At 71.2% G+C, this 22,730-nt stretch carries 18 protein-coding genes and 1 pseudogene; 4 read left to right on the forward strand and 15 right to left on the reverse strand.

Annotation, left to right across the window (positions count from 1 at the left end; genetic code table 11):
• Positions 1-53: 53 nt before the first annotated feature.
• Positions 54-1,487 carry a phytoene desaturase family protein gene (locus OG912_RS02330; protein ID WP_327707922.1) on the reverse strand — a complete coding sequence of 478 codons (1,434 nt, stop codon included), beginning with the start codon at positions 1,485-1,487 and terminating at the stop codon, positions 54-56.
• A gap of 186 nt (positions 1,488-1,673) precedes the next feature.
• Between OG912_RS02330 and OG912_RS02335 the strand changes: the two genes are divergently transcribed.
• Both OG912_RS02335 and OG912_RS02340 read left to right on the forward strand, forming a co-directional pair.
• Positions 1,674-2,459 (forward strand): nucleotidyltransferase domain-containing protein, encoded by a 786-nt coding sequence (locus OG912_RS02335; protein ID WP_327713321.1) that lies wholly within the window; start codon positions 1,674-1,676, stop codon positions 2,457-2,459.
• A gap of 29 nt (positions 2,460-2,488) precedes the next feature.
• Positions 2,489-2,884 carry a VOC family protein gene (locus OG912_RS02340; protein ID WP_327707923.1) on the forward strand — a complete coding sequence of 132 codons (396 nt, stop codon included), beginning with the start codon at positions 2,489-2,491 and terminating at the stop codon, positions 2,882-2,884.
• Between the two features lie 30 nt (positions 2,885-2,914).
• Here the strand turns inward: OG912_RS02340 and OG912_RS02345 are convergent, their stop codons facing one another.
• Complete coding sequence (locus OG912_RS02345) at positions 2,915-3,346, reverse strand: MarR family winged helix-turn-helix transcriptional regulator (RefSeq protein WP_327707924.1); 432 nt, start codon at positions 3,344-3,346, stop codon at positions 2,915-2,917.
• A gap of 90 nt (positions 3,347-3,436) precedes the next feature.
• Here OG912_RS02345 and OG912_RS02350 point away from each other — a divergent pair, with 90 nt between their 5' ends.
• The gene (locus tag OG912_RS02350; protein ID WP_327707925.1) at positions 3,437-4,294 is read left to right on the forward strand and encodes an SDR family NAD(P)-dependent oxidoreductase; all 858 of its coding nucleotides are present in this window, start codon (positions 3,437-3,439) and stop codon (positions 4,292-4,294) included.
• A gap of 12 nt (positions 4,295-4,306) precedes the next feature.
• Here the strand turns inward: OG912_RS02350 and OG912_RS02355 are convergent, their stop codons facing one another.
• The 11 genes and pseudogenes from OG912_RS02355 to OG912_RS02405 all read right to left on the reverse strand — a co-directional run bounded on the left by OG912_RS02355 (position 4,307) and on the right by OG912_RS02405 (position 19,277).
• Positions 4,307-5,134: an inositol monophosphatase family protein gene (locus OG912_RS02355; protein WP_327707926.1), complete on the reverse strand. Its 828-nt coding sequence runs from the start codon at positions 5,132-5,134 to the stop codon at positions 4,307-4,309.
• Positions 5,135-5,208: 74 nt separating this feature from the next.
• Positions 5,209-7,056 carry a gamma-glutamyltransferase family protein gene (locus OG912_RS02360; protein ID WP_327707927.1) on the reverse strand — a complete coding sequence of 616 codons (1,848 nt, stop codon included), beginning with the start codon at positions 7,054-7,056 and terminating at the stop codon, positions 5,209-5,211.
• A 95-nt stretch (positions 7,057-7,151) separates the two neighbouring features.
• Entirely contained in the window at positions 7,152-8,108 is a 957-nt protein-coding gene (locus tag OG912_RS02365) for an ABC transporter ATP-binding protein (RefSeq protein ID WP_327713322.1), read from the reverse strand.
• A gap of 83 nt (positions 8,109-8,191) precedes the next feature.
• A complete protein-coding gene (locus tag OG912_RS02370) occupies positions 8,192-9,289 on the reverse strand; it encodes an ABC transporter ATP-binding protein (RefSeq protein WP_327707928.1) in 1,098 nt (365 codons plus the stop codon).
• Positions 9,286-10,176 carry an ABC transporter permease gene (locus tag OG912_RS02375; RefSeq protein ID WP_443060936.1) on the reverse strand — a complete coding sequence of 297 codons (891 nt, stop codon included), beginning with the start codon at positions 10,174-10,176 and terminating at the stop codon, positions 9,286-9,288. The genes OG912_RS02370 and OG912_RS02375 overlap by 4 nt, the downstream gene beginning before the upstream one ends.
• A complete protein-coding gene (locus tag OG912_RS02380) occupies positions 10,173-11,126 on the reverse strand; it encodes an ABC transporter permease (protein WP_219570198.1) in 954 nt (317 codons plus the stop codon). Before OG912_RS02380 ends, OG912_RS02375 begins: the two co-directional genes overlap by 4 nt.
• Entirely contained in the window at positions 11,123-12,706 is a 1,584-nt protein-coding gene (locus OG912_RS02385; protein ID WP_327707929.1) for an ABC transporter substrate-binding protein, read from the reverse strand. Before OG912_RS02385 ends, OG912_RS02380 begins: the two co-directional genes overlap by 4 nt.
• A 187-nt stretch (positions 12,707-12,893) precedes the next feature.
• Positions 12,894-14,210, reverse strand: coding sequence for a ThuA domain-containing protein (locus tag OG912_RS02390; RefSeq protein WP_327707930.1), 1,317 nt, complete (start codon positions 14,208-14,210; stop codon positions 12,894-12,896).
• A gap of 91 nt (positions 14,211-14,301) precedes the next feature.
• The gene (locus OG912_RS02395) at positions 14,302-16,473 is read right to left on the reverse strand and encodes an RICIN domain-containing protein (protein WP_443061072.1); all 2,172 of its coding nucleotides are present in this window, start codon (positions 16,471-16,473) and stop codon (positions 14,302-14,304) included.
• A 130-nt stretch (positions 16,474-16,603) separates the two neighbouring features.
• A pseudogene (locus OG912_RS02400) lies at positions 16,604-18,000 on the reverse strand (ricin-type beta-trefoil lectin domain protein).
• Positions 18,000-19,277 (reverse strand): ricin-type beta-trefoil lectin domain protein, encoded by a 1,278-nt coding sequence (locus tag OG912_RS02405; protein ID WP_327707931.1) that lies wholly within the window; start codon positions 19,275-19,277, stop codon positions 18,000-18,002. The pseudogene OG912_RS02400 and the gene OG912_RS02405 overlap by 1 nt, the downstream one beginning before the upstream one ends.
• A 503-nt stretch (positions 19,278-19,780) precedes the next feature.
• Between OG912_RS02405 and OG912_RS02410 the strand changes: the two genes are divergently transcribed.
• Positions 19,781-20,845, forward strand: a complete 1,065-nt coding sequence (locus tag OG912_RS02410) for a lipoate--protein ligase family protein (RefSeq protein ID WP_326740837.1) — start codon at positions 19,781-19,783, stop codon at positions 20,843-20,845.
• 12 nt (positions 20,846-20,857) lie between these two features.
• Here the strand turns inward: OG912_RS02410 and OG912_RS02415 are convergent, their stop codons facing one another.
• Positions 20,858-21,541: a response regulator transcription factor gene (locus OG912_RS02415; protein ID WP_327707932.1), complete on the reverse strand. Its 684-nt coding sequence runs from the start codon at positions 21,539-21,541 to the stop codon at positions 20,858-20,860.
• Positions 21,538-22,686, reverse strand: coding sequence for a sensor histidine kinase (locus OG912_RS02420; RefSeq protein ID WP_327707933.1), 1,149 nt, complete (start codon positions 22,684-22,686; stop codon positions 21,538-21,540). Before OG912_RS02420 ends, OG912_RS02415 begins: the two co-directional genes overlap by 4 nt.
• Positions 22,687-22,730 lie beyond the last annotated feature (44 nt).

Genomic DNA, 22,730 nt, shown 5'->3' on the forward strand with positions numbered 1-22,730 from the left:
ATCATGCCGTCACGCGCGGGTCCATGGGTGGCCCACGGCCCGCGCGGCGCGCGTCAACGACGCCCGGACGGTCCCGATTCCCGCAGCCGCCGCCAAACGGCCTTCGCCGCATGGTGTCCGGACATGCCGTGCACACCGGGGCCCGGCGGGGTCGCCGACGAGCAGATGTAGACCGACGGGTGCGCGGTCGCGTACGGCACCCGGGCGAGCTTGGGGCGGATCACGGTCTGCAGTCCGGAGAACGCGCCGCAGGCGATGTCCCCGTCGACGTAGTTCGCGTTGCGCGCGGCGAGTTGGGGCGGCCCCGTCACCGCGCGGGCGAGCACCACGTCGCGGAAGCCGGGGGCGAACCGCTCCAGCTGGCGCTCGATGACCTCGGTGGCATCGCCCTCCCAGCCCGCCGGGACGTGTCCGTACACCCAGAAGACCTGCTTGCCCTCGGGTGCGCGGGACGGGTCGGTGAGGCTGGGCTGGGCCGTGATCAGGAACGGCACGCTCGGATCGCGCCCGGTGACTGCGGCGCGCAGGGCGGAGTCGATCTCGTCGGCCGTGGGCCCGATGTGGACCGTGCCGGCCCGGCGGGCCTCCTTCGCGGTCCAGGGGACGGGGCCCGACAGCGCGTAGTCGATCTTGAAGCAGGACGCGCCGTAGCGGTAGCCCCGGTAGGCGTTGCCCAGTCCCGCGATCCGGGCCAGCGCCGTCGGCGAGGTGTCGAAGATGTAGGCGCGGGCGGGCGGCAGCTCGTCCAGGCGCTTGACCTCCGTACCGGTACGGATGACGCCGCCCTGCTCCCGGAGGAACGAGGCAAGGGCGTCGGAGATGGCCTGCGAGCCGCCGCGCGGCACCGGCCAGCCCTTCTCGTGCGCGGCGAGGGCGAAGAGCAGGGCGATGCCGCCGGTGGCGAGGCCGCTGGTGGGGGCTATGGCGTGAGCGGCCAGTCCGGCAAAGAGGCCGCGGGCCTTCTCGCTCCGGAAGCGGCGGGACAGAAGCGTGGCGGGCTGGATCGCGTCGAGCCCGAACCGCACCCAGCGGTACGGGTCACGGGGCAGGCCGTCCCACGGAGTGCGCAGGAAGTCCTGGGCGAGGCTGTCCCAGTGACCGAGGAAGGGCGCGACCAGTCTCCGGTACGCCCCCGCGTCCTGCGGCCCGAGCGCCATGGCCGTCTCCCCCACCGAGGTGGCCAGCACGGCGGCGGTCCCGTCCGGGAAGGGGTGGGCCAGGGCGAGCTGCGGCTGCAGCCACTCCAGGCCGTGCCGGGCGAGCGGCATCGCATCGAAGGCGGGCGAGCCGATGCCCAGCGGGTGGACCGCCGAGCAGGGGTCGTGCCGGAAGCCCGGCAGTGTCAGTTCTTCGGTACGGGCTCCGCCGCCGACGGTCGCCCCGGCTTCGAAGACCTCCACGGCGAAGCCACGGCGGGCCAGTTCGGCTGCGGCGGTCAGTCCGTTGGGGCCTGCCCCCACGACGACGGCATCGAGCATCGACGGCACCTTCGGACTCCTTTGTCAGCCGACGGTCTGAGCACCAAGGATATTCACAGGCGCCGGCGGTTCGGGCGCGGGTAGGGTCGGCGTCCGATGAATACTCCGAACCCTGCTCAGCAGCCGTCCCCGGAACCGTTTCCCGCCGCCTCATCGGGAGCGGAGGATTCCGGGCCGCACCACCGGATCGGCGAGATGGCCCAGCGGCTGACCGCCGTGCCCGGCGTCCGTGCCGTCGCCCTCGGCGGCAGCCGGGCCCGGGGTACCCACCGGCCGGACTCCGACTGGGACCTGGGCCTCTACTACCGGGGCACTCCGGACATCGCCGCACTGACCACGCTGGCCTCCGAGTTCCAGGGCTCCCCGGTCGAAGTGGCCGGGCCGGGCGACTGGGGGCCGTGGGTGAACGGCGGGGCCTGGCTGCGGGTGGACGGCGTCCCGGTCGACTGGATCCTGCGTGACCTGGACCGGGTCGAGGCGGTCTGGTCCGATTGCCGGCGGGGCCGCTTCGAGGTGGGGGTCCAGCCGGGGCATCCGCTCGGCTTCTGGTCTCCCGCCTATCCGGGCGAGGTCGCCCTCGGGCGTGTACTCGCCGACGCGCACGGCGAGTTGACGGCCCTTCAGCAGGAGACGTCCGAGTATCCGGAGCCGCTGCGCACGGCACTTGCCGATGCGGCCTGGGAGGCGGACTTCTCGGTCGGGGCGGCCCGCAAGTCGGCGCCCACCGGTGACCGGCTCCATGTCTCGCTCTGTCTGTCCCGGGCCTTCGGCATCCTCACCCAGTCCCTGCACGCCCACCACCGCACCTGGTGCCTCAACGAGAAGGGCGCGCTGGCCGCCGCGGCGGCCCTGCCGGAGACTCCCCCGGAGTTCGCGGAGCGCGTCGGTGAGGCGCTGGAGGGGCTGGACGGCGCTGCGGTGGAGACGGCCGCGGAGGTCGTTCGGGACGTGCGCGAGGTCCTTCGGACGCGGCCGGCCTGAACCGGGCGGAAAGACCCTACAATCCCGCCATGATCGCCGAACTGCAGTGCGTGGTGCTCGACTGCCCCGACCCCTTGCTCCTCGCGGAGTTCTACCGCTCGCTCCTCGGCGGGCGCGTGAACCAGGTGGACCGGCGGTGGGCGGTCGACGACGACTGGGCGACGCTGCACACCGCGGCCGGTACCGTGCTCGCGTTCCAGCGCGTGACGGACCACCGGCCGCCGCGTTGGCCCGATCCGGAGCGCCCCCAGCAGTTCCATCTGGACTTCGGCGTCCCCGACCTGGCCGCGGCCGAGCAGGAGGTGATGGCGGCCGGCGCGACCGTACTGGACGACGGGGCCGGGACCGACCGCCCGTGGCGTATCTACGCGGATCCGGCCGGGCATCCGTTCTGCCTGGTCAAGCACGGCGCCGGCCCCTCCTGAGGGGGGATCGGCCCCGCCGCTGAAGGAACATCAGTCGCGCTGAATGGCCGTGACGCAGCGGCCCAGCAGCTCCCGCAGGGTGTCCCGCTCCTGCGGGGAGAACTCGTCCGCGATGCGGCGTTCGATCCGTACCGCCTGCTCGTCGGCCAGCCGCAGCGTCTCGACCCCGGCGTCGGTCAGGCGGGTCTCCAGCATCTTCTGATGCCACGGGTGAACCGACCTGACGATCAGCCCGCGCTCCTCCAGGTGCTTCAGCACCGCCGCCATCGCCTGCGGCGTCACCAGGCAGGCCCTCGCCAGAGCAGCTCCCGACATCCCCGGGTTGTCGGACAGGGCGAACAGCGCCGCGTACTGCGCGACCGTCAGGTCGGCGCCCTTCAGCGCGGCGCTCTTGGCTGCCATGAGGGCTTGCTCTGCACGTTTGATGTCCGCGCCGAGGCGGTCGCCGGCGGTCATTCCCATGTTCGCGAGCGTACAGCCACGGGCATACGTCAGGGATCGAGCATGTGACAGGCATGGAAGTTGAATCAAGGTCTTGATATAACTCAATGCATGGACACTCAAGACGTGCACAGCTCCGCGCCCTCCACTTTCGACGGGACCGTCCTCATCACGGGCGCCACCCAGGGACTCGGCCTGCACCTCGCCCGCGATCTGGCCGGCCGCGGCGCGACACTCCTCCTGCACGGCCGGAGCCGGGAACGGCTCGACCGGGCCGCCGCCGAGGTGCGGGCACTCTCCGACGGCCGGGCGGAGGTCCGCACCTATCTCGCCGATCTCTCCGATCTGGACCAGGTCCGCTCGCTCGCCGCCGAAGTCCGGGCGGCCGAGCCCCGGCTCGACGTCCTGGTCAACAACGCGGTGGCCGGCGGGGGTGCGCAGCCGCGGCTGCGCGAGCTGAGCGCCCAGGGCCATGAACTCCGCTTCGCCGTCAACTATCTGACGCCGTATCTGCTGATCAGGGAGCTGCTTCCGCTACTGACCGCTTCCGCTCCGGCGCGGGTGGTCCAGGTGGCGTCGGTGGGGCAGTCGCCCGTCGACTTCGACGACGTCATGATGGAGCGCGACTACGAGGGCCTCGAGGCCTACTGCCGGAGCAAGCTCGCGATGATCATGTCGACGTTCGACCTGGCCGCAGCCGGGACGCCCGGGAGCGGGGTCACCTTCAACGCCCTGCACCCGGCTCATCTGATGGACACCGAGGGGGTGCGGGCATACGGGCTGACTCCGGCGACCTCCGTCGAGGAGGGGGTACGTCCCACGGTCCGGCTGATCACCGACCCGGCGCTCGCCGGGGTCAGCGGCCGCTACTACGACCGGTTCACGGACGCGGCCGCGCATGATCAGGCCTACGATCCGCAGGCCCGCAGGCGCCTCGCCGCGCTGACGCGTGAACTGCTGGGCGGCTGAACGGCCGCCCCGTCAGGCGCCCGTGCGCAGCGCGGCCAGGATCCGGTCGGCCGTCGCGCGGTCGCGGGCCGCCGTGAAGGGCAGGTCGTTGCCCCCGGTGATACGGAACGGCGCGCCGGACATTGTGGCCTGGGCGCCGCCCGCCTCCGTGACCAGGAGAAGCCCTGCCGCGTGGTCCCAGGCGTACTCCCAGTTGAAGGCGAGCGCGTCCAGGTCGCCGCGGGCTACGGCGAGGTATTCGAGGCCGGCCGAACCGCAGGGGCGGGCGTCGATGCCTTCGGTGCGCAGGCCGAGCAGGGCCTGCTTCTGTGCGTCGGTGGTGTAGTCCGGGTGCGACATCGCCACCCGCAGTACGGCGTCGGGCGCGGGCGAGCCGGAGCGTATCGGAGCACCGTTGAGCGTGGCCCCACGGCCTCGGACCGCGACGGCCATCTCGTCCAGGGCGGCGGCGTACGTCCAGGAGGCCAGCAGCTCGCCGCGGTGGGCCAGGGCGACCAGGGTGCAGAACCCCGTTTCGCCGCGGACGAACTGGCGGGTGCCGTCGACCGGGTCGACGATCCACACGGGGGCCTCGCCGCCCAGCGCCTCGTACACCTTCGGGTCGGCGTGGACCGCCTCCTCGCCGACGACCACGGAGCCGGGCAGGAGCCGGCTCAGGGAGGCGGTGAGGTGTTCCTCGGCGAGCCGGTCCGCGATGGTCACGAGGTCGTGCGGACCGTTCTTCTCGACGATCTCGTGTGCGGCGAGCTGCCGGTGGCGCGGCATGATCTCGGCGGCGGCCGCTGCGCGGACCGCCGCCTCGACCTCGGTCAGGTCCCCGGCAAGGAAGTCATCGATCATGCCCCCAGCTAAGCACGGGCTGTCCGGACGCCGACGACCTGGTCATGACGGGGGCGTGACCGGCCGGTGGCCGGTCAGCGTCCGACCGCGTACCCCTGCATGCCCCGCGGGTTCGCCGCGGCGGACAGCACCCCGGTCTCCGGGTCGCGGGCGACCGCGCACATCCGGCCCTCGGACCAGGGGTCGCCGACCGTGACGTCGTGACCGCGCCGGCGCAGTTCCTCGACGACCTCCGGGTCCATGCCCGCCTCGACGGTGACGCTGCCGGGGCGCATCCCGCGCGGGAAGAAGGAGCCGGGGAAGCTGTCGTTGTGCCAGTTCGGGGCGTCGATGGCGCCCTGGAGGTCGAGGCCGCCGCGGACCTCGGCGCGCAGGGCGACGGCGAGGAAGAAGTGCAGCTGCCACTGGTCCTGCTGGTCGCCGCCGGGCGTACCGAAGGCCATCACCGGGACGCCGTCGCGCAGGGCGAGGGACGGGGTGAGAGTGGTGCGGGGGCGGCGGCCGGGTGTGAGGGAGTTCGGCAGGCCCTCGTCCAGCCAGGCCATCTGGAGGCGGGTGCCGAGCGGGAAGCCGAGCTCGGGCACGACCGGGTTGGACTGGAGCCAGCCACCGCTGGGGGTGGCGGAGACCATGTTGCCCCAGCGGTCGACGACGTCGACATGGCAGGTGTCGCCGCGGGTGGCGCCGTCCTTGGCGACGGTCGGCTCCCCCGCGCCGGGGACGGCACCGTCCTTCGCCACCGTCGGCTCGCCGACTCCGGCGGCCGGTATGCCCATGGCGTCGAAGCCGGACTCACCGGCGGCGACGGCGTGGGCGTGCTCGCTCAGGACGGGGGTGCGGCCGTCGGGGCTGCCCGGACGGAGCTCGCGCGAGGCCTCATCGGTGATCAGGGCGCGGCGGTCGGCGTTGTACGGCTCGGAGAGCAGCGCGGCGAGCGGGACCTCGGCGGCGTCGCCGTACCAGGCCTCCCGGTCCGCCATGGCGAGCTTGCAGCCCTCGATGAGCAGGTGGACGTACTCGGCGGAGCCGTAGGCCGGCAGTTCGGCGGGGAGCAGGGCGAGCTGCTGGAGGAAGGCGGGGCCCTGGCTCCAGCCGCCGGCCTTGGCGAGCGTCCAGCCGTTCCAGTCGTACGTGGCGGGGGCCTCGTACGCCGCGGACCAGCCGGCCAGGTCGTCGGCGGTGAGGGTGCCGGTGTGGCGGGTACCGCTGGTGTCCATGGTGGGGACGGCCGCCTGGCGGACCAGGGCCTCTGCGATGAAGCCCTCGCGCCAGATCGCGCGGGCGGCCTCGATCTGAGCGGTGCGGTCGTCACCGCCGGTCTCCTCGGCCTCGGCGATCAGGCGGCGCCAGGTCGCGGCGAGTGCGGGGTTGCGGAACAGTTCGCCGGGGATCGGGGACTTTCCGCCCGGGAGGTAGACGTCGGCGGAGGACTGCCACTCGGTCTCGAAGAGCTCGCGGACGGTCTCGACGGTCTGGCCGACGCGCTCGACGGGTGCGTGCCCGTCCTCGGCGTAGCCGATGGCGTACCGCAGCACCTGGGCGACGGTCTTGGTGCCGTGGTCGCGCAGCAGCAGCATCCAGGCGTCGAAGGCGCCCGGCACGGCGGCGGCGAGCGGTCCGGTGCCGGGGACCAGGTCGAGGCCGAGCGCGCGGTAGTGGGCGACCGTGGCACCGGCGGGGGCCGGGCCCTGGCCGCAGAGGACCTGGACGTCTCCGTCGCGGGGCGCCAGGATCATCGGCACCTCGCCGGCCGGGCCGTTGAGGTGCGGTTCGACGACGTGCAGGACGAATCCGGCGGCGACGGCGGCGTCGTAGGCGTTGCCGCCGTCCTCCAGGACCGCCATCGCGGACTGCGAGGCGAGCCAGTGGGTGGACGACACCATGCCGAAGGTGCCCTGGAGGGTGGGCCGGGTGGTGAACACGGATGCGGCTCCTTGCTGCGACGTTCTGTGGTTCGTTGCGGATCGTACGTACGGGAGGCCGGCCCCCTGGAACGGGGGCGGCCTACCGTACGGGGTCAGACGGCCGCGTCCGGGGCCGTTCCGTCGTCGTCGACGAGGTGGCAGGAGACCTGCCGGCCGCCGGGCAGCTCGCGCAGGACGGGGACCTCGGTGCGGCACCGTTCGGTGGCGAGCGGGCAGCGGGTGTGGAAGCGGCAGCCGGGCGGCGGGTCGAGGGGGCTGGGCAGTTCGCCGTGGAGCACGATGCGTTCGCGCGAGCGCTGGAGCACCGGGTCGGGCACGGGCGCGGCGGAGAGCAGCGCCTGGGTGTACGGGTGCTTGGGTGCGGCGAACAGTTCGGCGGTGGGGGCCTGTTCGACGATCTGGCCGAGGTACATCACGGCGATCCGGTCGGCGAGGAACTCGACCGCGGCCAGGTCGTGGGTGATGAACAGGCAGCCGAAGCCGCGGTCGCGCTGGAGGTCGGCGAGCAGGTTGAGGACGGACGCCTGCACGGAGACGTCGAGCGCGGAGGTCGGTTCGTCCGCGACGACGAGATCGGGGTCGCAGGAGAGCGCGCGGGCGATGGAGATGCGCTGGCGCTGGCCGCCGGAGAGCTCGTGCGGGTGCCGGTCGGCGTGCTCGGGGCGCAGTCCGACCTGGGCGAGCAGTTCCTCGACGCGCTCGCGGACGGCGGCGCCGCGGGCCCGGCGGTGCAGCTTGATGGGTTCGGCGATGATCTGGCCGATGGTCATGCGCGGGTCGAGCGAGGACGAGGGGTCCTGGAAGACCAGGTGGAAGTCCTTGCGCAGCGGGCGCACCGCGCGGCGGGACAGGTGGGTGATGTCGGTGCCGTTCATATGGACGGTGCCGCCGGTGGGTTCGTCGAGGCGTACGGCGCAGCGGCCGACGGTCGACTTGCCGCTGCCGGACTCCCCGACGAGGCCGACGACCTCGCCGCGGCCGACGGTGATCGAGACGCCGTCGACGGCGCGGACGGTGTCGCCGCCGGAGGCGGCGAAGTGCCGTTCCATCGAGTCGATCCGCAGCACGGGCTGCTGCTGGTCCGCGGCGCCCTCGGCGCTTTCGCGCGGGGCGGGGACGGTCTGTGGTGCGGTCACTTTCCGGCCTCCTGGTCGGGTCGCGCGGGCTCGGTGGCGGGGGTGGCCGTGAGGGTGTCGGACGCCTCGTCGGCGGCGTACGGGTGCCAGCACGCCGCGCGGTGGCCGGCGTCCGTTCCCGTCGCGGGGTCGACCGACCTGAATCCGGGGCGGCCTCCGGTGCAGGTGTCGTCGGCGCGGCTGCACCGGGGCGCGAAGGTGCAGGCGTCGGGCTGGCTGTCGAGGCTGGGCACCAGGCCGGGGATCTCGGGGAGCCGCCGCTTGCCCTCGCCGCCGGGGCGCAGGACCGCGCCGAGCAGGCCCCTGGTGTACGGGTGCCGGGCGGTGCCGAACAGGTCGTGGACGGGGGCCTGTTCGACGGAGCGTCCGGCGTACATCACCAGGACCCGGTCGGCCGCGTCGGCGACGACGCCCAGGTCGTGGGTGACCAGCACGATCGCGGTGCCGAGCCGTTCGCGCAGCGACTGGAGGACTTCCAGGATGCCGGCCTGCACGGTCACGTCGAGTGCGGTGGTCGGTTCGTCGGCGATGAGGACCGAGGGGTCGCAGGCGACGGCGATCGCGATCATCACGCGCTGGCGCATGCCGCCGGAGAGCTGGTGCGGGTACTCGTCGATGCGGCTGCGCGGGGCGGGGATGCCGACCAGGTCGAGCAGGTCCACGGAGCGCTCCCTGGCCTCCTTCCGGCTCAGTCCCTGGTGCCTGCGGAGCACTTCGCCGATCTGCCGGCCGATGGTGAGGACCGGGTTCAGTGAGGTCATCGGCTCCTGGAAGATCATCGCGATGTCCTTGCCGCGGATCTTCTGGAGCTCCTTCTCGGGTGCGCCGACCAGTTCCCGGCCGCCGAGGCTGATGGAGCCGCCGATGTGGGCCGTGGGCGGGAGCAGTCCCATGACGGCCATCGAGGTCACGGACTTGCCGCACCCCGACTCGCCCACGACGGCGAGGACCTCGCCGGGGTGCAGGTCCCAGGAGACGCCGTCGACGGCGTGCACGGTGCGGGTGTCGGAGCGGAAGGACACCGACAGGTCGCGGACGCTCAGGACGGGTTCGCGCACCGGTCCCCGTACGGATTCGAGAACGGTCTCGGTCATCGGGTCCCTCCACGGGGGTCGAGGACGTCCCGCAGTCCGTCGCCGAGCAGGTTGAAGGCCAGGGTCGCCGCGACGATCGCCAGGCCGGGGAAGACGGCGAGCCAGGGCGCGGGGGCCAGGAAGGACTGGGCGCCGGAGAGCATCACGCCGAGGGACGGGTCGGGCGGCTGGACGCCGAGGCCGAGGAAGCTGAGCAGCGCCTCGCCGATGACGGCGGCGGGGATGCCGACGGTCGCCTGGACGATCAGTGCGGAGGTGGCGTTGGGCAGGATGTGCCGGAAGAGCACGGTTCCGTCGCCGCCGCCGTTGGCGATGGCCGCTCCGACGTAGTCGACGTGCTTGAGCCGCAGCGTCTCGGCCCGGGTGATGCGGATGACGGCGGGGATCTGCGAGATACCGATGGCGATGGTCGCGTTGGTCAGCGAGGGGCCGAGGATCGCGGCGAGACCGACGGCGAGCACCAGGAAGGGGAAGGCCAGCATGGTGTCGGTGAGTCGGGAGATCGCCCCGTCGGCGAGCTTCCCGTAGTAGCCGCCGACCAGGCCGAGCGGTACGCCGATGACGAACGCCAGCACGACGGCGACGAGGCCGACCTGCATGGAGGCGCGCGCGCCGTACACGATGCGGGACAGCTGGTCGCGCCCCAGATCGTCGGTGCCGAGCCAGTGGGCCGCGCCCGGTTCCGCCAGGACGTTCCCGAAGTCCGGCTGGGAGGGGTCGTACGGGGCGATCAGCGGGGCGAGGAGGGCGACCAGGATGAAGACGGCGGCGATGATGCCGCCGGTCATGGCCAGCCGGTTCCTGCGCAGGGCGCGCAGCCGTCCGTTGCCGGTCCGCTTCCTCGCGGTCTGCGGGACGGTGGGGAGCGCTGGGGTCGCTGTGGTCACCGGGCACCTCCGAGCCGGATGCGCGGGTCGATGACCGAATAGACCACGTCGACCAGCAGATTGATGAGGATGTACGCGGCGGAGGTGCAGAGCACCACGGCCTGCAGCGTCGCGTAGTCACGGGTGAAGACGGCGTCGATGGTGAGCTTGCCGAAGCCGGGCAGGACGAAGATCTGCTCGGTGACGACGGCTCCGGAGATCAGGTGCCCGAGCTGGAGCCCGAGCACGGTCACGACGGTGACGAGCGAGTTGCGCAGCGCGTGCCCGCCGACGACGGACCGTTTCGACAGCCCCTTGGCGCGGGCGGTGCGTACGTAGTCGGCGGAGAGCGAGTCGAGCATCGCCGCCCGCGTCTGGCGCATCACGACGGCGGCGAGGCCGGAGCCGAGCACGATCGCGGGCAGCACCATGCGGCGCAGGTTGTCGACCGGGTCGGTCCCGAAGGGGACGTATCCGGAGGCGGCGAACACGGGGACGGCGATGGCGAAGCCGAGGACGAGCACGATGCCGAGCCAGAACGTCGGGATGGAGAGCCCGATCAGCGCGATGACGTTGGCGATCCACTCCTCGGGCTTCCCGCGCCGCACCGCGGCGACGACTCCGGCGCCGATGCCGAGGACCACGGCGAGCAGCAGGGAGAGCGCGGCCAGTTCCAGCGTGACCGGGAGGGCCTGCCCGATGGCGTCGGCGACCGGGAGCCCGGTCCGGGAGGAGTTGCCGAGGTCGCCGGTGAGGGCGTGGCCGATGAAGCGGGCGTACTGCACGACGATGTTGTCGTTGAGGCCGTACGCCTCGCGGATCGCGGCGAGCGCCTCGGGGCTGCGCTCCTCACCTGCCAGGGCGAGCGCCGGGTCGCCGGGCAGCGCCCGGATGCCGGCGAACACCACGATCGAGACCAGGAAGAGCGTGATGAGGGACTGACGCAACCGCGTCAGCAGGTATTTCGTCATCGGGTGTACCCCGCATTCGTGACCCGGACCAGTCCGTCGCCGTAGACGCGGATGCCCGCGACGTCCTTGGTGGCGACGACGTAGTTCTTCTGCCGGTAGAGGTAGATCAGCGTGTGGGCGTCCTGCACGCGGTGGGTGAGCTCGTCGTAGATCTCGGTGCGCCGTGCCGGGTCGGCGACGGTACGGCCCTCGGCGATGAGCTTGTCGATCTCGGGGTCGCCCAGGCCGTAGGCGTTCATGGCGCCGGCGGTCTTGAGGAAGTTGGAGACGTTGCCGTCCGGGTCGAGCCGTCCGGACCAGCCGCTGGTGAAGACGTCGTAGTTCCCGGCGTCGGTCTCCGAGAGCATGGTGGCGTACTCGGTGGGCCGCAGCGAGAGGTCGAATCCGGCCTCCTTGACCATGGCCTGGAGGACCTGTCCGACCCGTCCCTGTTCGGGGGTGGTGGAGGTCTTCAGCTCGATCTTCAGCGGGGTCTTCACGCCCGCCTCCTTCAGGAGCCTCTTCGCCTTGGCGATGTCGCGCTTCGGGCAGTCCTCGGGCTTGATGCCGGGGGCGATGGCGGACTGCGGCGAGATGGGGCCGCAGGCCGGTTCGTACATGCCCTGGAAGACGACCTCGTTGAGGGTGTCGCGGTCGATCGCGAGCTCGAACGCCTCACGGACCCGGACGTCCCGGGCGATCGGGGTGTCGAGCTTGCCGGGCTTCTGTCCGAGGCCCTTCACGTTGCCGACGTTGAGGCCGATGCCCTGGTAGCCGAGCGAGGGCGAGTTGAAGAGCTGGAGCTTCGGCTCGGTGAGGGCGCTCTGTACATCGATGGGGCCCATCTGGTCGCCGACCTGGAGGTCGCCGGAGCGCAGGTTGGCGAGCCGGACGTTGCCGTCGGGGATGGGCTTGTAGACGACCCCGTCGAGGTGGACCTTGTCCGCGTCGTAGTAGTTCGGGTCCTTCTTCAGCACGATCCGGTCGCCGCCGACCCGCTCGACGAAGCGGAAGGGTCCGACGCAGGAGGGGTGGTTGGTGAAGTTCTTCCCGTACTTCTTCAGCGCGGCCGGTGACATCACCATCCCGGCCCGGTCGGCGAGGACGCCGGTCAGCGGTACGTAGGGCTGCTCGAGCCTCATCCGTACCGTGTCGGGGCCGGTCGCCTCGATGGAGGTGACCGGGGCGAGCTCGGTGCCGCGGGCGGATCCGGGGAGGTCGCGGTGGCGAAGGAGTGAGGTGACGACGGCCGCGGCGTCGAGCCGGGTGCCGTCGCTGAACTTCAGCCCGGGGCGCACCTTCAGGGTGACGGTGCGGCCGTCGGCCGAGGTGGTGGGCAGTGCGGCAGCGAGCTGCGGCACGACGACCCCGTCCTCGTCGATGTCGTAGAGCTTCTCGCACATGCCCGCGAAGACCGTGCGGCCGACGAGGGTCTGGGCGAGCGTGGGGTCGAGTTTGTCCGGGTCGGAGTTGAGAGCGACGGTGAGTGTCCCGCCGTCGCGTACGGACCGGTCGTCGGTTTTGCGTACACCGCCGACCTCGGTCGCCGAGGACTGCAGCGACGCGCAGCCCGAGGTGAGGGACACCAATGCAACCGCCACCAGGGCAACCGCTTTTCGGCGCACGAGGGCCTACCTCCCGCCAGGGGGTGATCAAGGAATATCGCAGACCGTATTTCGCATACAGTCCGCAAGGCAAGAGGGGTTCCCATATATCGGACGGTTTTTACTGACGATCGGATAACGGGGGTGCAGAAGGCGTGAAGACGCCTGTCCACACCCCCCGCGATCAGCCCTGTGTGACGAGGCGGAAACTCTGCGCAGCCGTGCCGTCGCAGGACCGCTGGAACAGTTGGACGCCCGTGGCCGCGGACGCCGGCGCGCTCAGGCATTTGCCGCTGTGCCGGGCGATGAAGTGGTACGCGCCGGAGGCCTCGCGTACCGGCTTCCACTGCTGGTTCGCGCCGCCCCCGTAGGTCCACAGCTGGAGCGGGGCCTGCTCGGCCAGGGACACGTTCGCCACATCGACGACCTGCCGGCCGTCCCCGTCCGCGGCGATCCGCACATGGCCGCCGTCCGTGGCCGGGAACGTGAACCGCTGGGCTGCTGTGCCGTTGCAGCTGTACTGCTGGATCACCGTGCCGTTGGCGGTGGCCGCGGCACGCGCGTCCACGCAGTTCCCGTTGGCCTCGGCCACCAGCGCGTACGCCGACGTCGCCGGGATCGGGTCCCCGGGCGCCGGGTCTCCCCCGCCGCCGCCCAGCCATTTCAGCCCGTCCACCACGAACCGGTTCTGGGTCTCACTGGCGAAGGTCGAGGACAACGTGGTCCCGGAGCCGTAGTCCATGGCGTTGTGGCCGAAGTTCGCGTAGAGCATCCGGTAGCCGGTGTTCGTCCACAGGACGGGGTAGTCGCCGCTGTACCAGGACTGGTTCGGATCCGTGCCCAGCGGGAAGCTCACCGGGTCCACGGAGGCCAGGACCTTGATGTCGGGACGGTCGCGAAGGTTGTTCTCCCAGGCGTACCACTCGCTGACCGACGAGGTGAAGGTGGCCGGCAGGCCCGTGGTCGAGGGATGCGTCCGGTCCTCGGTGCGGAGCACCGCCGTGGTGGGTCCCCAGGTGTTCGACCTGAAGTTGCCGCTGCCGAGGAACTGGTCGTAGTACCAGGGCCACTCCTGGGCCTCGGTGGTGAACGCCGAGACATGGAAGCCCATCCAGGCTCCGCCGGAGCGCATGTACCTCTCGAAGCCGGTGCGCTGGGAGGCCGTCTGCGGGGCGTCGTCGAGGAACAGCACCACCTGGTACTGGTCAGGGGTGATACTGCTCAGCCGCTCCCAGTCGTTGGTGGAGGTGTAGGAGAAATTATTGGCGGCGGCGGTGGCGGGGAACCACCGGTTGGCCTCCTGGACGAAGCTGATGTGCGCCGCGTCCCAGGTGCCGTTGTAGAAGGCGATCACCTTGAAGTCGGGTGCCTGCGCGGCGTTCGGCACAGCATGCGCGGGGATGGCGGGCCCCAGCAGTAACGCCGGCAGCAGGAGGAGGAGCCATCGGCACAGCCGGCCGGCCCCTCCTCGGAGGGCCGCGGTGGCCCTGATGGTGTTCATGCGAAACCGTCCTCTCCGAACCGGGTGGGGGCCGGGCCGGCTCCGACGGGTGTCGGAGCCGGCCCGGTGTGTCCTGGAGACGTGGCGCTGTTCAGGGGTGGCTGACGAGGTTGGCCACGTTGGTGGAGGAGTTGGAGGGGCCGCCGCGCCCGTTGATGACGTGGCGGATGGTTCCGGTGCCGCCGAGCGAGACGGTCACCATGCTCTGGAACCGCACGTTCGGGTTGTCCGGGACCTCGAAGGCGTGCTCGGCACTCACGCCCGGGTTGGAGCTGAAGAAGCAGTAGCTGCCGAGGCCGTACGCCTGGTGGCTGGTGACCGAGTCCGCGACCTTGTAGGCGGCGTAGCCCTGGGTGGAGCCGTTCATCCAGGACGCCTGGTCGGGGACGTCGTACGGCATCTCGTTCTGGTAGAAGTACGTGCGTCCGCCGTTGCCGTTCCAGATCGTCTGGTGCTTCTGGTAGTGCTCGACGAACAGTCCGTACATCGTCACGTCGTCGCCGTTGACGACGAGCCCGGTATCGGCGCGGTTGCTGTTCCAGCCGATGCCGCTGCCGTGGTCGCCGCGCCAGATCCACATGTGGTCGCCGATGACATGGTCGCTGTTGACCACCAGGCTGGTGGTCGCCCGTCCCACGGCGGCGCCGCCGACCCGGAAGAAGACGTCGTGCAGTGAGGTCGGGTTCGCCGCGTGCGAGGCCGAGGACCCGGCCGGGCCGACCTCCATCAGAGTGGCGGAGTTCGTCGTACCGGCGTCGAAGAGGATGCCCGCGACCTTGACCCCGTCGACGTCCGCCACCGTCATCGCGGTGACCCCGTTGTCCGGGACGAACGTGGTGAGGCCGAGGCCCAGGACCACGGTGTCGGGCCTGGTCACCTTCAGGGTCTGGTCGAGGTGGTAGACCCCAGGGGTGACCAGGAGGTTCTTCCCCTCCGCGAGCGCGGCGTTGATCTGGGCGGCCGTGGCTCCCGCCTTCACGACGAAGAACTTGTCCATGCCGATCGAGCTGCCCCCCGCGTTGCCGCCCGCCCAGGTGGTGCCCGAGGCATTGCTGCGGACGGACGGCACGAACACCTGGTAGGCACCGTTGCCGTCCACGTACAGGAAGGGCTTCTCGCGGACCACGGGGGCCTGATTCACCGTGGTGTAGGGCGGGTTGGGGAAGCTGGTGGCCGGAACGCCCTGGCTGCCGACGAAGACCATGTTCCAGTTGGAGCCGGTCCAGCTGCCGAGGGTCGAGTTGCGGGTGATCCACTGCTGCTGCGTGCCGGAACGGACCTGGCCGTCGATCTTGGTGTCGGCCATGAAGCCGCCGCTGGCCCAGCCGCCGTCGTCCAGGGCCAGATTGCCGCGTACGTGCATGCGCCGGTACGGGGCCGCCTGGGAAACGGCCCAGCGGTCGGTACCGCCGGTCGGGTTCACCGACAGGTTCTCGGCGCCGCGCCAGAAGTTCTGGGTGGCGTTCTGCGGCGGGAACCAGTCCGCCTCGGCATGGACGGCGCCGTTGATCGTCACCGAGTCGGGCGACTGGCCCAGTCCGAGGACCTGGGTGTAGAAACCCACGTTGACGTCGTTGCTGTACGTGCCCGGCTTGAACATCACCGCGTACCGCTGGTTGCCGAACTGGTTCGTCTCCTGCTGCCGGAAGATCGAGTCCAGCCGGCTCTGGATGGTGGCCGACGGCATCGACGGGTCGAAGACCACCACGTTCGGACCGAGGTCCACATCGCCCGGCGCGGTGCTCACCGGGGTGACCTGGAAGCGCTGGGCAACGGAGTTGTTGCAGGTGTACTGGACGAGCTGGACGCTGTCGGCCGTGGAGGCGGCGGGCACGTCCAGGCACTTGCCGCTGTTGCGGTTGACGAAGTGAAAGGCGCCGCCGCCCTCGTCGACGGGCTGCCACTGCTGGTTGGTGCCGCCGCCGTACGCCCACAGGTGCACGGCGGCGCTGTCGGCGGTGGACACATCGCTCACGTCCACGACCTGGCCCGCGTCGTTGCGGTTGTTGATGCGGACGAAGCCGCCGTCGGTCGCGGTCAGGCTCCACTGCTGGGCGGTGGAGCTGTTGCAGGTGTACTGCTGGACGGCGGTGCCGTTGACGATCGCGGCGGCGCGGGCGTCCAGGCACTTGCCGCTGCCGCTGTTGACGACGGTCGCCCAGCCGGTCGGCAGGGCCGCGGCGGCCGCCGCGGCGGCGCGCGGGGCTGCCGGGGCCGGGGTGGCGGCCAGCACCGACCCGGCAAGGGCGCCGGCCGCGAACACCGCGGTCAGCGCCCGCCGTCGGCGGTCGGGCGAGGAACCGGACCGGCCCCCGATGGGTCTTCTTCGGACAGATCTGAGCACGGATTCTCCTGTGCGGGTGAGACGGCTCGATGAGGTGGGGACGCGCCGGTCAGCCGGCGTACTGGGCGAACACCTTCGTGAAGTCCCACGGCTGCTGGGAGACGCCCGAGCAGGTGTCGGCGCCACCGCCGGTGCACGGGCGGTCGCGGTTGACCGACCAGAAGGTCAGCCGGGCGAGGTGCCGCTGCTGTGCGTAGCCGAGGATGGTGCGGAAGTCCGCGACCGTGACGGTCTCGCTGTTGTCCGTGATGCCGTTCATCGAGGAGATGCCGGTGTGCCGGTAGGCCTGGTCGTCCGAGTAGCCATAGGCGCTCTTGACCGTGTTCTTCAGCCCTTCGGCCGCGCTGACGGTGAGATTGCCCATGTTCTGGCCCGCCCCGCCGAAGTTGAACGGCATGATCGTCCAGCTGTCCACGGTCAGCCCGGACGCGGAGGCCTTGCGGATCAGGCTGTCGTCGGGTCCGTTCTGTCCGGTGCCGAAGGTGACGTAGACCTTGATCCCGGGGTTGTTCGCCTTGACCGTCTTCAGCGCGTCGACCGTGCGCTGCTGGACGGTGGCGCTGTCGTACGCCTCGGCCTCGATGTCGATGTCGATCGCCTTGAGCCCGTAGGCGTTGATGACCTTCTGGTACGCGGCGGCCAGCTCACCCGCGCTGGAGCAGGAGCTCTCCAGCTTGTTGCCGCTCCAGCCTCCGAAGGACGGGATGACATCGCCGCCCGCGCCCCGGACGGTGTTGACGGTCTGCTGGTCGACCCCGCCCGTCAGCGGCCTGCCGCCGTCCCACTGCGGGTTGCAGTACCCGTTGCTGAGGACGAAGGCGAGGGTGAACCACTTCACGCCGGTGGCGTTCATGACGGTCGTCGGGCTGGGCGGGCTGCCCCAGCCGTTGTAGAGGTACGGAGCCACGGCCATCGCCCCGGCGGGCGGCGTCGTCGGGTCTCCCCCGCCGCTCGGCGCGGTCCACTTCTGTTGGCGGTGCCCGTGCAGGTCCAGATCTGGAGCCGGGTGCCGTTGGCGGAGCTGTTGCCGGTGACGTCCAGGCACTTGTCCGCCTGCGGATTGACGATGTCGTGCGCCGCGGTGACGGTCCAGCGCTGGGCCGTGGAACCGTTGCAGTCCCACAGCTGGACCGTGCTGCCGTTCGCCGTGCCGGCCGAGGTCACGTCCAGACACTTGCCCAGCGCCTTGATGCTCCCGTCCGAACCGACGTCCCACTGCTGGGCGTTGCTCCCGTTGCAGTCATAGAGCTGGACCGGGGTGCCGTTGGCACTGCCGGCGGCGGCCACGTCCATACACTTGCCGGCCAGGCCGGTGATCTGCCCGGTGGCCGCGGCGGCACCCAGGGCAGGCGATCCGGTCAGTCCCGCCAGCAGCGCCGCGGCCGCCCCGGCACCGAGCACACCCCGGAGGGCGGGAGCGTGTCTGCGTACGAAGTGAGTACCCATCAACTTCCAACCGTCCACTTCTGATTGGCGGCACCGGTACAGGTCCAGATCTGGAGCCGCGTCCCGTTGGCCGAACTGTTCCCGACGACGTCCAGGCACTTGCCCGCCTGCGGATTGACGATGTCGCGTGCTCCGCTGACCGCCCAGCGCTGGGCCGCGGAACCGTTGCAGTCCCACAGCTGCACGGCGGTGCCGTCGGCCGTGCCGCCCGACGCCACGTCGAGGCACTTGCCGAGCGCCCGGATCGTGCCGTCCGCGTTCACGCTCCACTGCTGGGCGTTGCTGCCGTTGCAGTCGTAGAGCTGGACCGGGGTGCCGTTGGCGCTGCTCGCGGCGGCGACGTCCACACACTTGCCGGCCAGGCCGGTGATCCGGCCGCCCGTTCCCGGCTGCTGGGTGTCGCTGGTGGTGACGCGTACGTGGTCGACGACGAGTTGCTGGGGGAAGGTGGTGTTGCCGTCGGGGTCGCCGGGCCAGTATCCGCCGACGGCGAGGTTGAGGATGAGGAAGAAGGGCTTGTTGAAGGCCCAGGTGTTGCCGCCGGTGTCGGCGGGCGTGCGGTGCTGGTAGACGTTGCCGTCGACGGACCAGGTCACCGAGTCGGGGGCCCAGTCGATGGCAAAGGTGTGGAAGGCGTCGGCGAAGGCCTGCCCGTTGGGGAGGGTGTATCCGGCGCCGATTCCGGCGGAGCCGGAGTAGCCAGGACCGTGCAGGGTGCCGTGGACGGTGGAGGGCTCGAAGCCGACGTTCTCCATGATGTCGATCTCGCCGGAGTTGGGCCAGCCGACCTGTCCGATGTCGTCGCCGAGCATCCAGAAGGCGGGCCACATGCCCTGGCCGCGCGGGATCTTCATCCTGGCCTCGACGTGGCCGTAGGTCTGGGTGAACTTCCCGGAGGTGTTCAGCCGGGCCGAGGTGTACTGGCAGCTGCCGTACCAGCACTGGTAGTTGTTCGGGTTCTCCTTGCGCGCGGTGATGACCAGATGCCCCTGGCCGTCCAGCGCGGCGTTGCTGTTCCCGGCCGTGTAGTACTGCCGCTCATGGTTGTTGACGTTGTCGCCGGTCTCGATCTGCCACTTGCTGCCGTTCACGGCCGAGCCGGCGGAACCGTCGAACTCGTCGGAGAACGTCGTGACAGCGGCGGCCGCCGCGGTGTCCGTCATCGGGGTGGCGGTTGCGGGTCCGCCGCCGCCCGTGAGGGCCGTCGTGACCAGGGCAAGAGTGAGAACCGAGAGTACGGAGTGCAGCAGGCGCCGCGTACGGCGTGGGGAGTCCATGACTCTCCCTTCCGGTGCATGAGGGGGAGAAGGGGAATCTGTCATGCATATGACAGGCATGCGCATGACAGATGCAGGGCGCAAGGGCGTGCGGGAGCTGCGCCGACCGGGGCGGGGGTGCCGTGCGAAGTTGCGCGTGCGGGGTGCGGCGACGGGGCCGCTTTGTTCACTACGTGATTTAAGAAGTGAAGTAAGCGGGTGTCAAGGCCTTGGTCCATACCACCGACCGGTGCCACCGAGATGCGCCTCCGGAGTGCGAAAACGCCCCCGCCTCCCCGCCTGCGACCCACCACCAGGGGGGTGAACCGGCCAAGAGTCGAAGCGACGACACCGGCAGTAGCCACGCCGGCCTGCAGAAATTCGCGGAATGCCCGCGGACCCGCGCCACCGTCGGGACGCCCGGATCCCTGCACCATCGGCGGACTAAATGTCGCGGCGGTGACGTTATGCCTGGTCGGAGCCGATTCGTAAGCAGGAGAACCGGCGGAACTGGAGGCATGGCTGTGCACGGTGAGTACAAGGTCCCCGGCGGCAAGCTGGTCGTGGTGGACCTGGACGTCCGGGGCGGGGCGCTGCGCGACGTACGAGTGGCGGGCGACTTCTTCCTGGAGCCGGACGAGGCGATCCTGACGATCGACGCGGCGCTGGAGGGAGCCCCGGCCACCACCGACACCGCCGGCCTGGCCGCCCGCATCGACGCGGCCCTCCCGGAGTCGACGGTGATGCTCGGACTCACGTCGGAAGGTGTCGCCGTCGCCGTGCGCCGGGCACTGGCGCATGCCACGGAGTGGAGCGACTACGACTGGCAGCTCATCCACGACGCCCCGCAGTCCCCCGCGCTCCACATGGCTCTCGACGAGGTCATCACGGCCGAGGTCGCCGCGGGCCTGCGGCCGCCGACGCTCCGGGTGTGGGAGTGGGACTCCCCCGCGGTGATCATCGGCAGCTTCCAGTCCCTGCGCAACGAGGTCGACCCGGCGGGCGTCGAACGCCACGGCGTCACGGTGGTCCGGCGCATCTCCGGGGGCGGCGCGATGTTCGCGGAACCGAGCAGCACCATCACGTACTCGCTCGCGGTGCCCCAGTCCCTCGTCTCCGGCCTCTCCTTCGCCGACAGTTACGCGTACCTCGACGACTGGGTGCTGGAAGCTCTCGGCGACATGGGGATCAAGGCCTGGTACCAGCCGCTCAACGACATCGCGACCGAGGTCGGGAAGATCGCCGGTGCGGCGCAGAAGCGCATGGTGGGGCCGGACGGAGGCCCCGGCGCGGTACTGCACCACGTGACGATGTCGTACGACATCGACGCCGACAAGATGCTCGACGTCCTGCGCATCGGCAAGGAGAAGATGTCCGACAAGGGCACGAAGAGCGCCAAGAAGCGCGTCGACCCTCTGCGCCGGCAGACGGGTCTGCCCCGCGAGGCCGTCATCGAGCGGATGATCGAGTCGTTCCGCGGCCGGCACGGTCTCAGCCGGGGCGCGGTGACTCCGCAGGAGCTGGCCCGGGCCGAGGAGCTCGTCCGTACGAAGTTCGCCACCGCCGAGTGGACCGCACGGGTGCCGTAGGACACGCCCCGATCAGCGCTCGCGCGGCGTGACGAGCCCCGACTCGTAGGCGAATACGACGAGTTGGGCGCGGTCCCGGGCGCCGAGCTTGATCATGGCGCGGCTGATGTGCGTCTTTGCGGTGAACGGGCTGATGACCATGTGCGTGGCGATCTCCTCGTTCGTCAGCCCCCGGGCCGCCAGCGCGCTGACCTCCCGCTCCCGGCGGGTCAGGGTCTCGAAGCCCGGCGCGGTCGTCCGGTCGGGGGGCCGGGCGACGAACTCGCCGATGAGTCTGCGGGTGATGGCGGGCGACAGCAGGGCGTCGCCGCGGGCGGCGACACGGACTGCCTGGAGCAGTTCGGCGGGTTCGGTGTCCTTGAGCAGGAAGCCCGCCGCCCCGGCGCGCAGGGCGTCGAACACGTACTCGTCCAGGCCGTAGTTGGTCAGGATCACCACGTGGACGCCGCCCAGCAGCGGGTCGCCGGCGATCGCCCGGGTGGCCTCGATACCCGTCATCACCGGCATCTGTACGTCGACGAGGGCGATGTCGGGGGTGTGCAGCCGGGCCAGCTCCAGCCCCTCGCGGCCGTTGGCGGCCTCGCCGACCACCTCGATGCCGTCCTCCGCGTCGAGCAGCGCCCGGAAGCCGGCCCGCATGAGGGCCTGGTCGTCGACGATGAGGACGCGGATCGGCCTGTCGGCGCCCTCGCTCATCCGGTGGATCCCACGGTGTGCAGGGGCAGTTCGGCGTGTACGGAGAATCCGCCGGCCCTGCGTGGTGCGGCGGCCAGGGTGCCGCCGAGCGCCGTGACGCGCTCCCGCATGCCGGTGAGGCCGGTGCCGACGGTGACGGTGTCGTCGGGGCCGCACGGGCCGTGGTCGTCGACGTGCACAGTCAGCGCGCTCGGCCCGTAGGTGAGCCGGACGGTGGTCGGGGCCCGGTCGGCGTGCCGGGCCACGTTGGTGAGGGCCTCCTGCACGATGCGGTACGCGGCGCGGTCCACGGCAACGGGCAGCGGCCGCTCCTCGCCGCTGACGGTGAGCGCGAGCGTGATCCCCGCGCTGCGAGCCCGTTCGGCGAGTTCACCGATCCGGTCGAGGCCGGTGCCGGGCTCGACCACGTCGGTGCGCAACACCTCAAGTGTGGCTCGCAGTTCGCGCATCGCCTCGCCACTGGCCTCCTGGATGGCGAGCAGTGCGGGCTCCACTGCCGTCCCCCGCTTGCGGGCGAGGTGGACGGCAACTCCCGCCTGGAGCTTGACGATCGAGATGGAGTGCGTGAGCGAGTCGTGCAGTTCCCGGGCGATCCGCAGCCGCTCCTCTCCGGCCCGGCGCATCGCGGCCTCGTCCCGGGTGCGTTCTGCGTCGAGTGCCCGCTGCTCGGTCTGGCGCAGATATGCCTGCCAGTTCTTGTCGATGAGTCCGGTGACCCCGGCGCAGAGGAACCAGCCGAGCAGCAGCAGGGTCCGCTCCACGACGCTCTCGGCGGCCGGTGAGGCGGTGATCAGAACGGTGAAGTAGCCGCCGAGGAAGAGTGCGCCGGCCGCGACGCCCCAGCCACGGCGCCCGCTGCGGGCGGCGGCGTGCACGGCGGCCAGCACGGGGAACGCCGCCCAGGTGCCGGGGTGCGCGTGGAGCACGTAGCCGGACATGGCGAGCGTGGTGACGGCGAGCACCGTGCGAGGTGCGCGGCGGTGCTCGGCGAGGACCAGCGACCCGGTCGCGACGAGCACCAGGTCGAGTGCATCCGGAGCCGATGCCGCGCAGGCCGCGACGGTGACCGCCGCACCGATCGCGACCGCGAGTACCGCGTCCAGCAACCGGGTGCGGCGGCCGGTGTCCCCCGTGTCCCCCGTCATGCGCCGACCCTAACTCCCGTAAGGCGGCCGGGGCATCAGCCCTG

Source organism: Streptomyces sp. NBC_00464, from assembly GCF_036013915.1.
GTDB lineage: Bacteria > Actinomycetota > Actinomycetes > Streptomycetales > Streptomycetaceae > Streptomyces.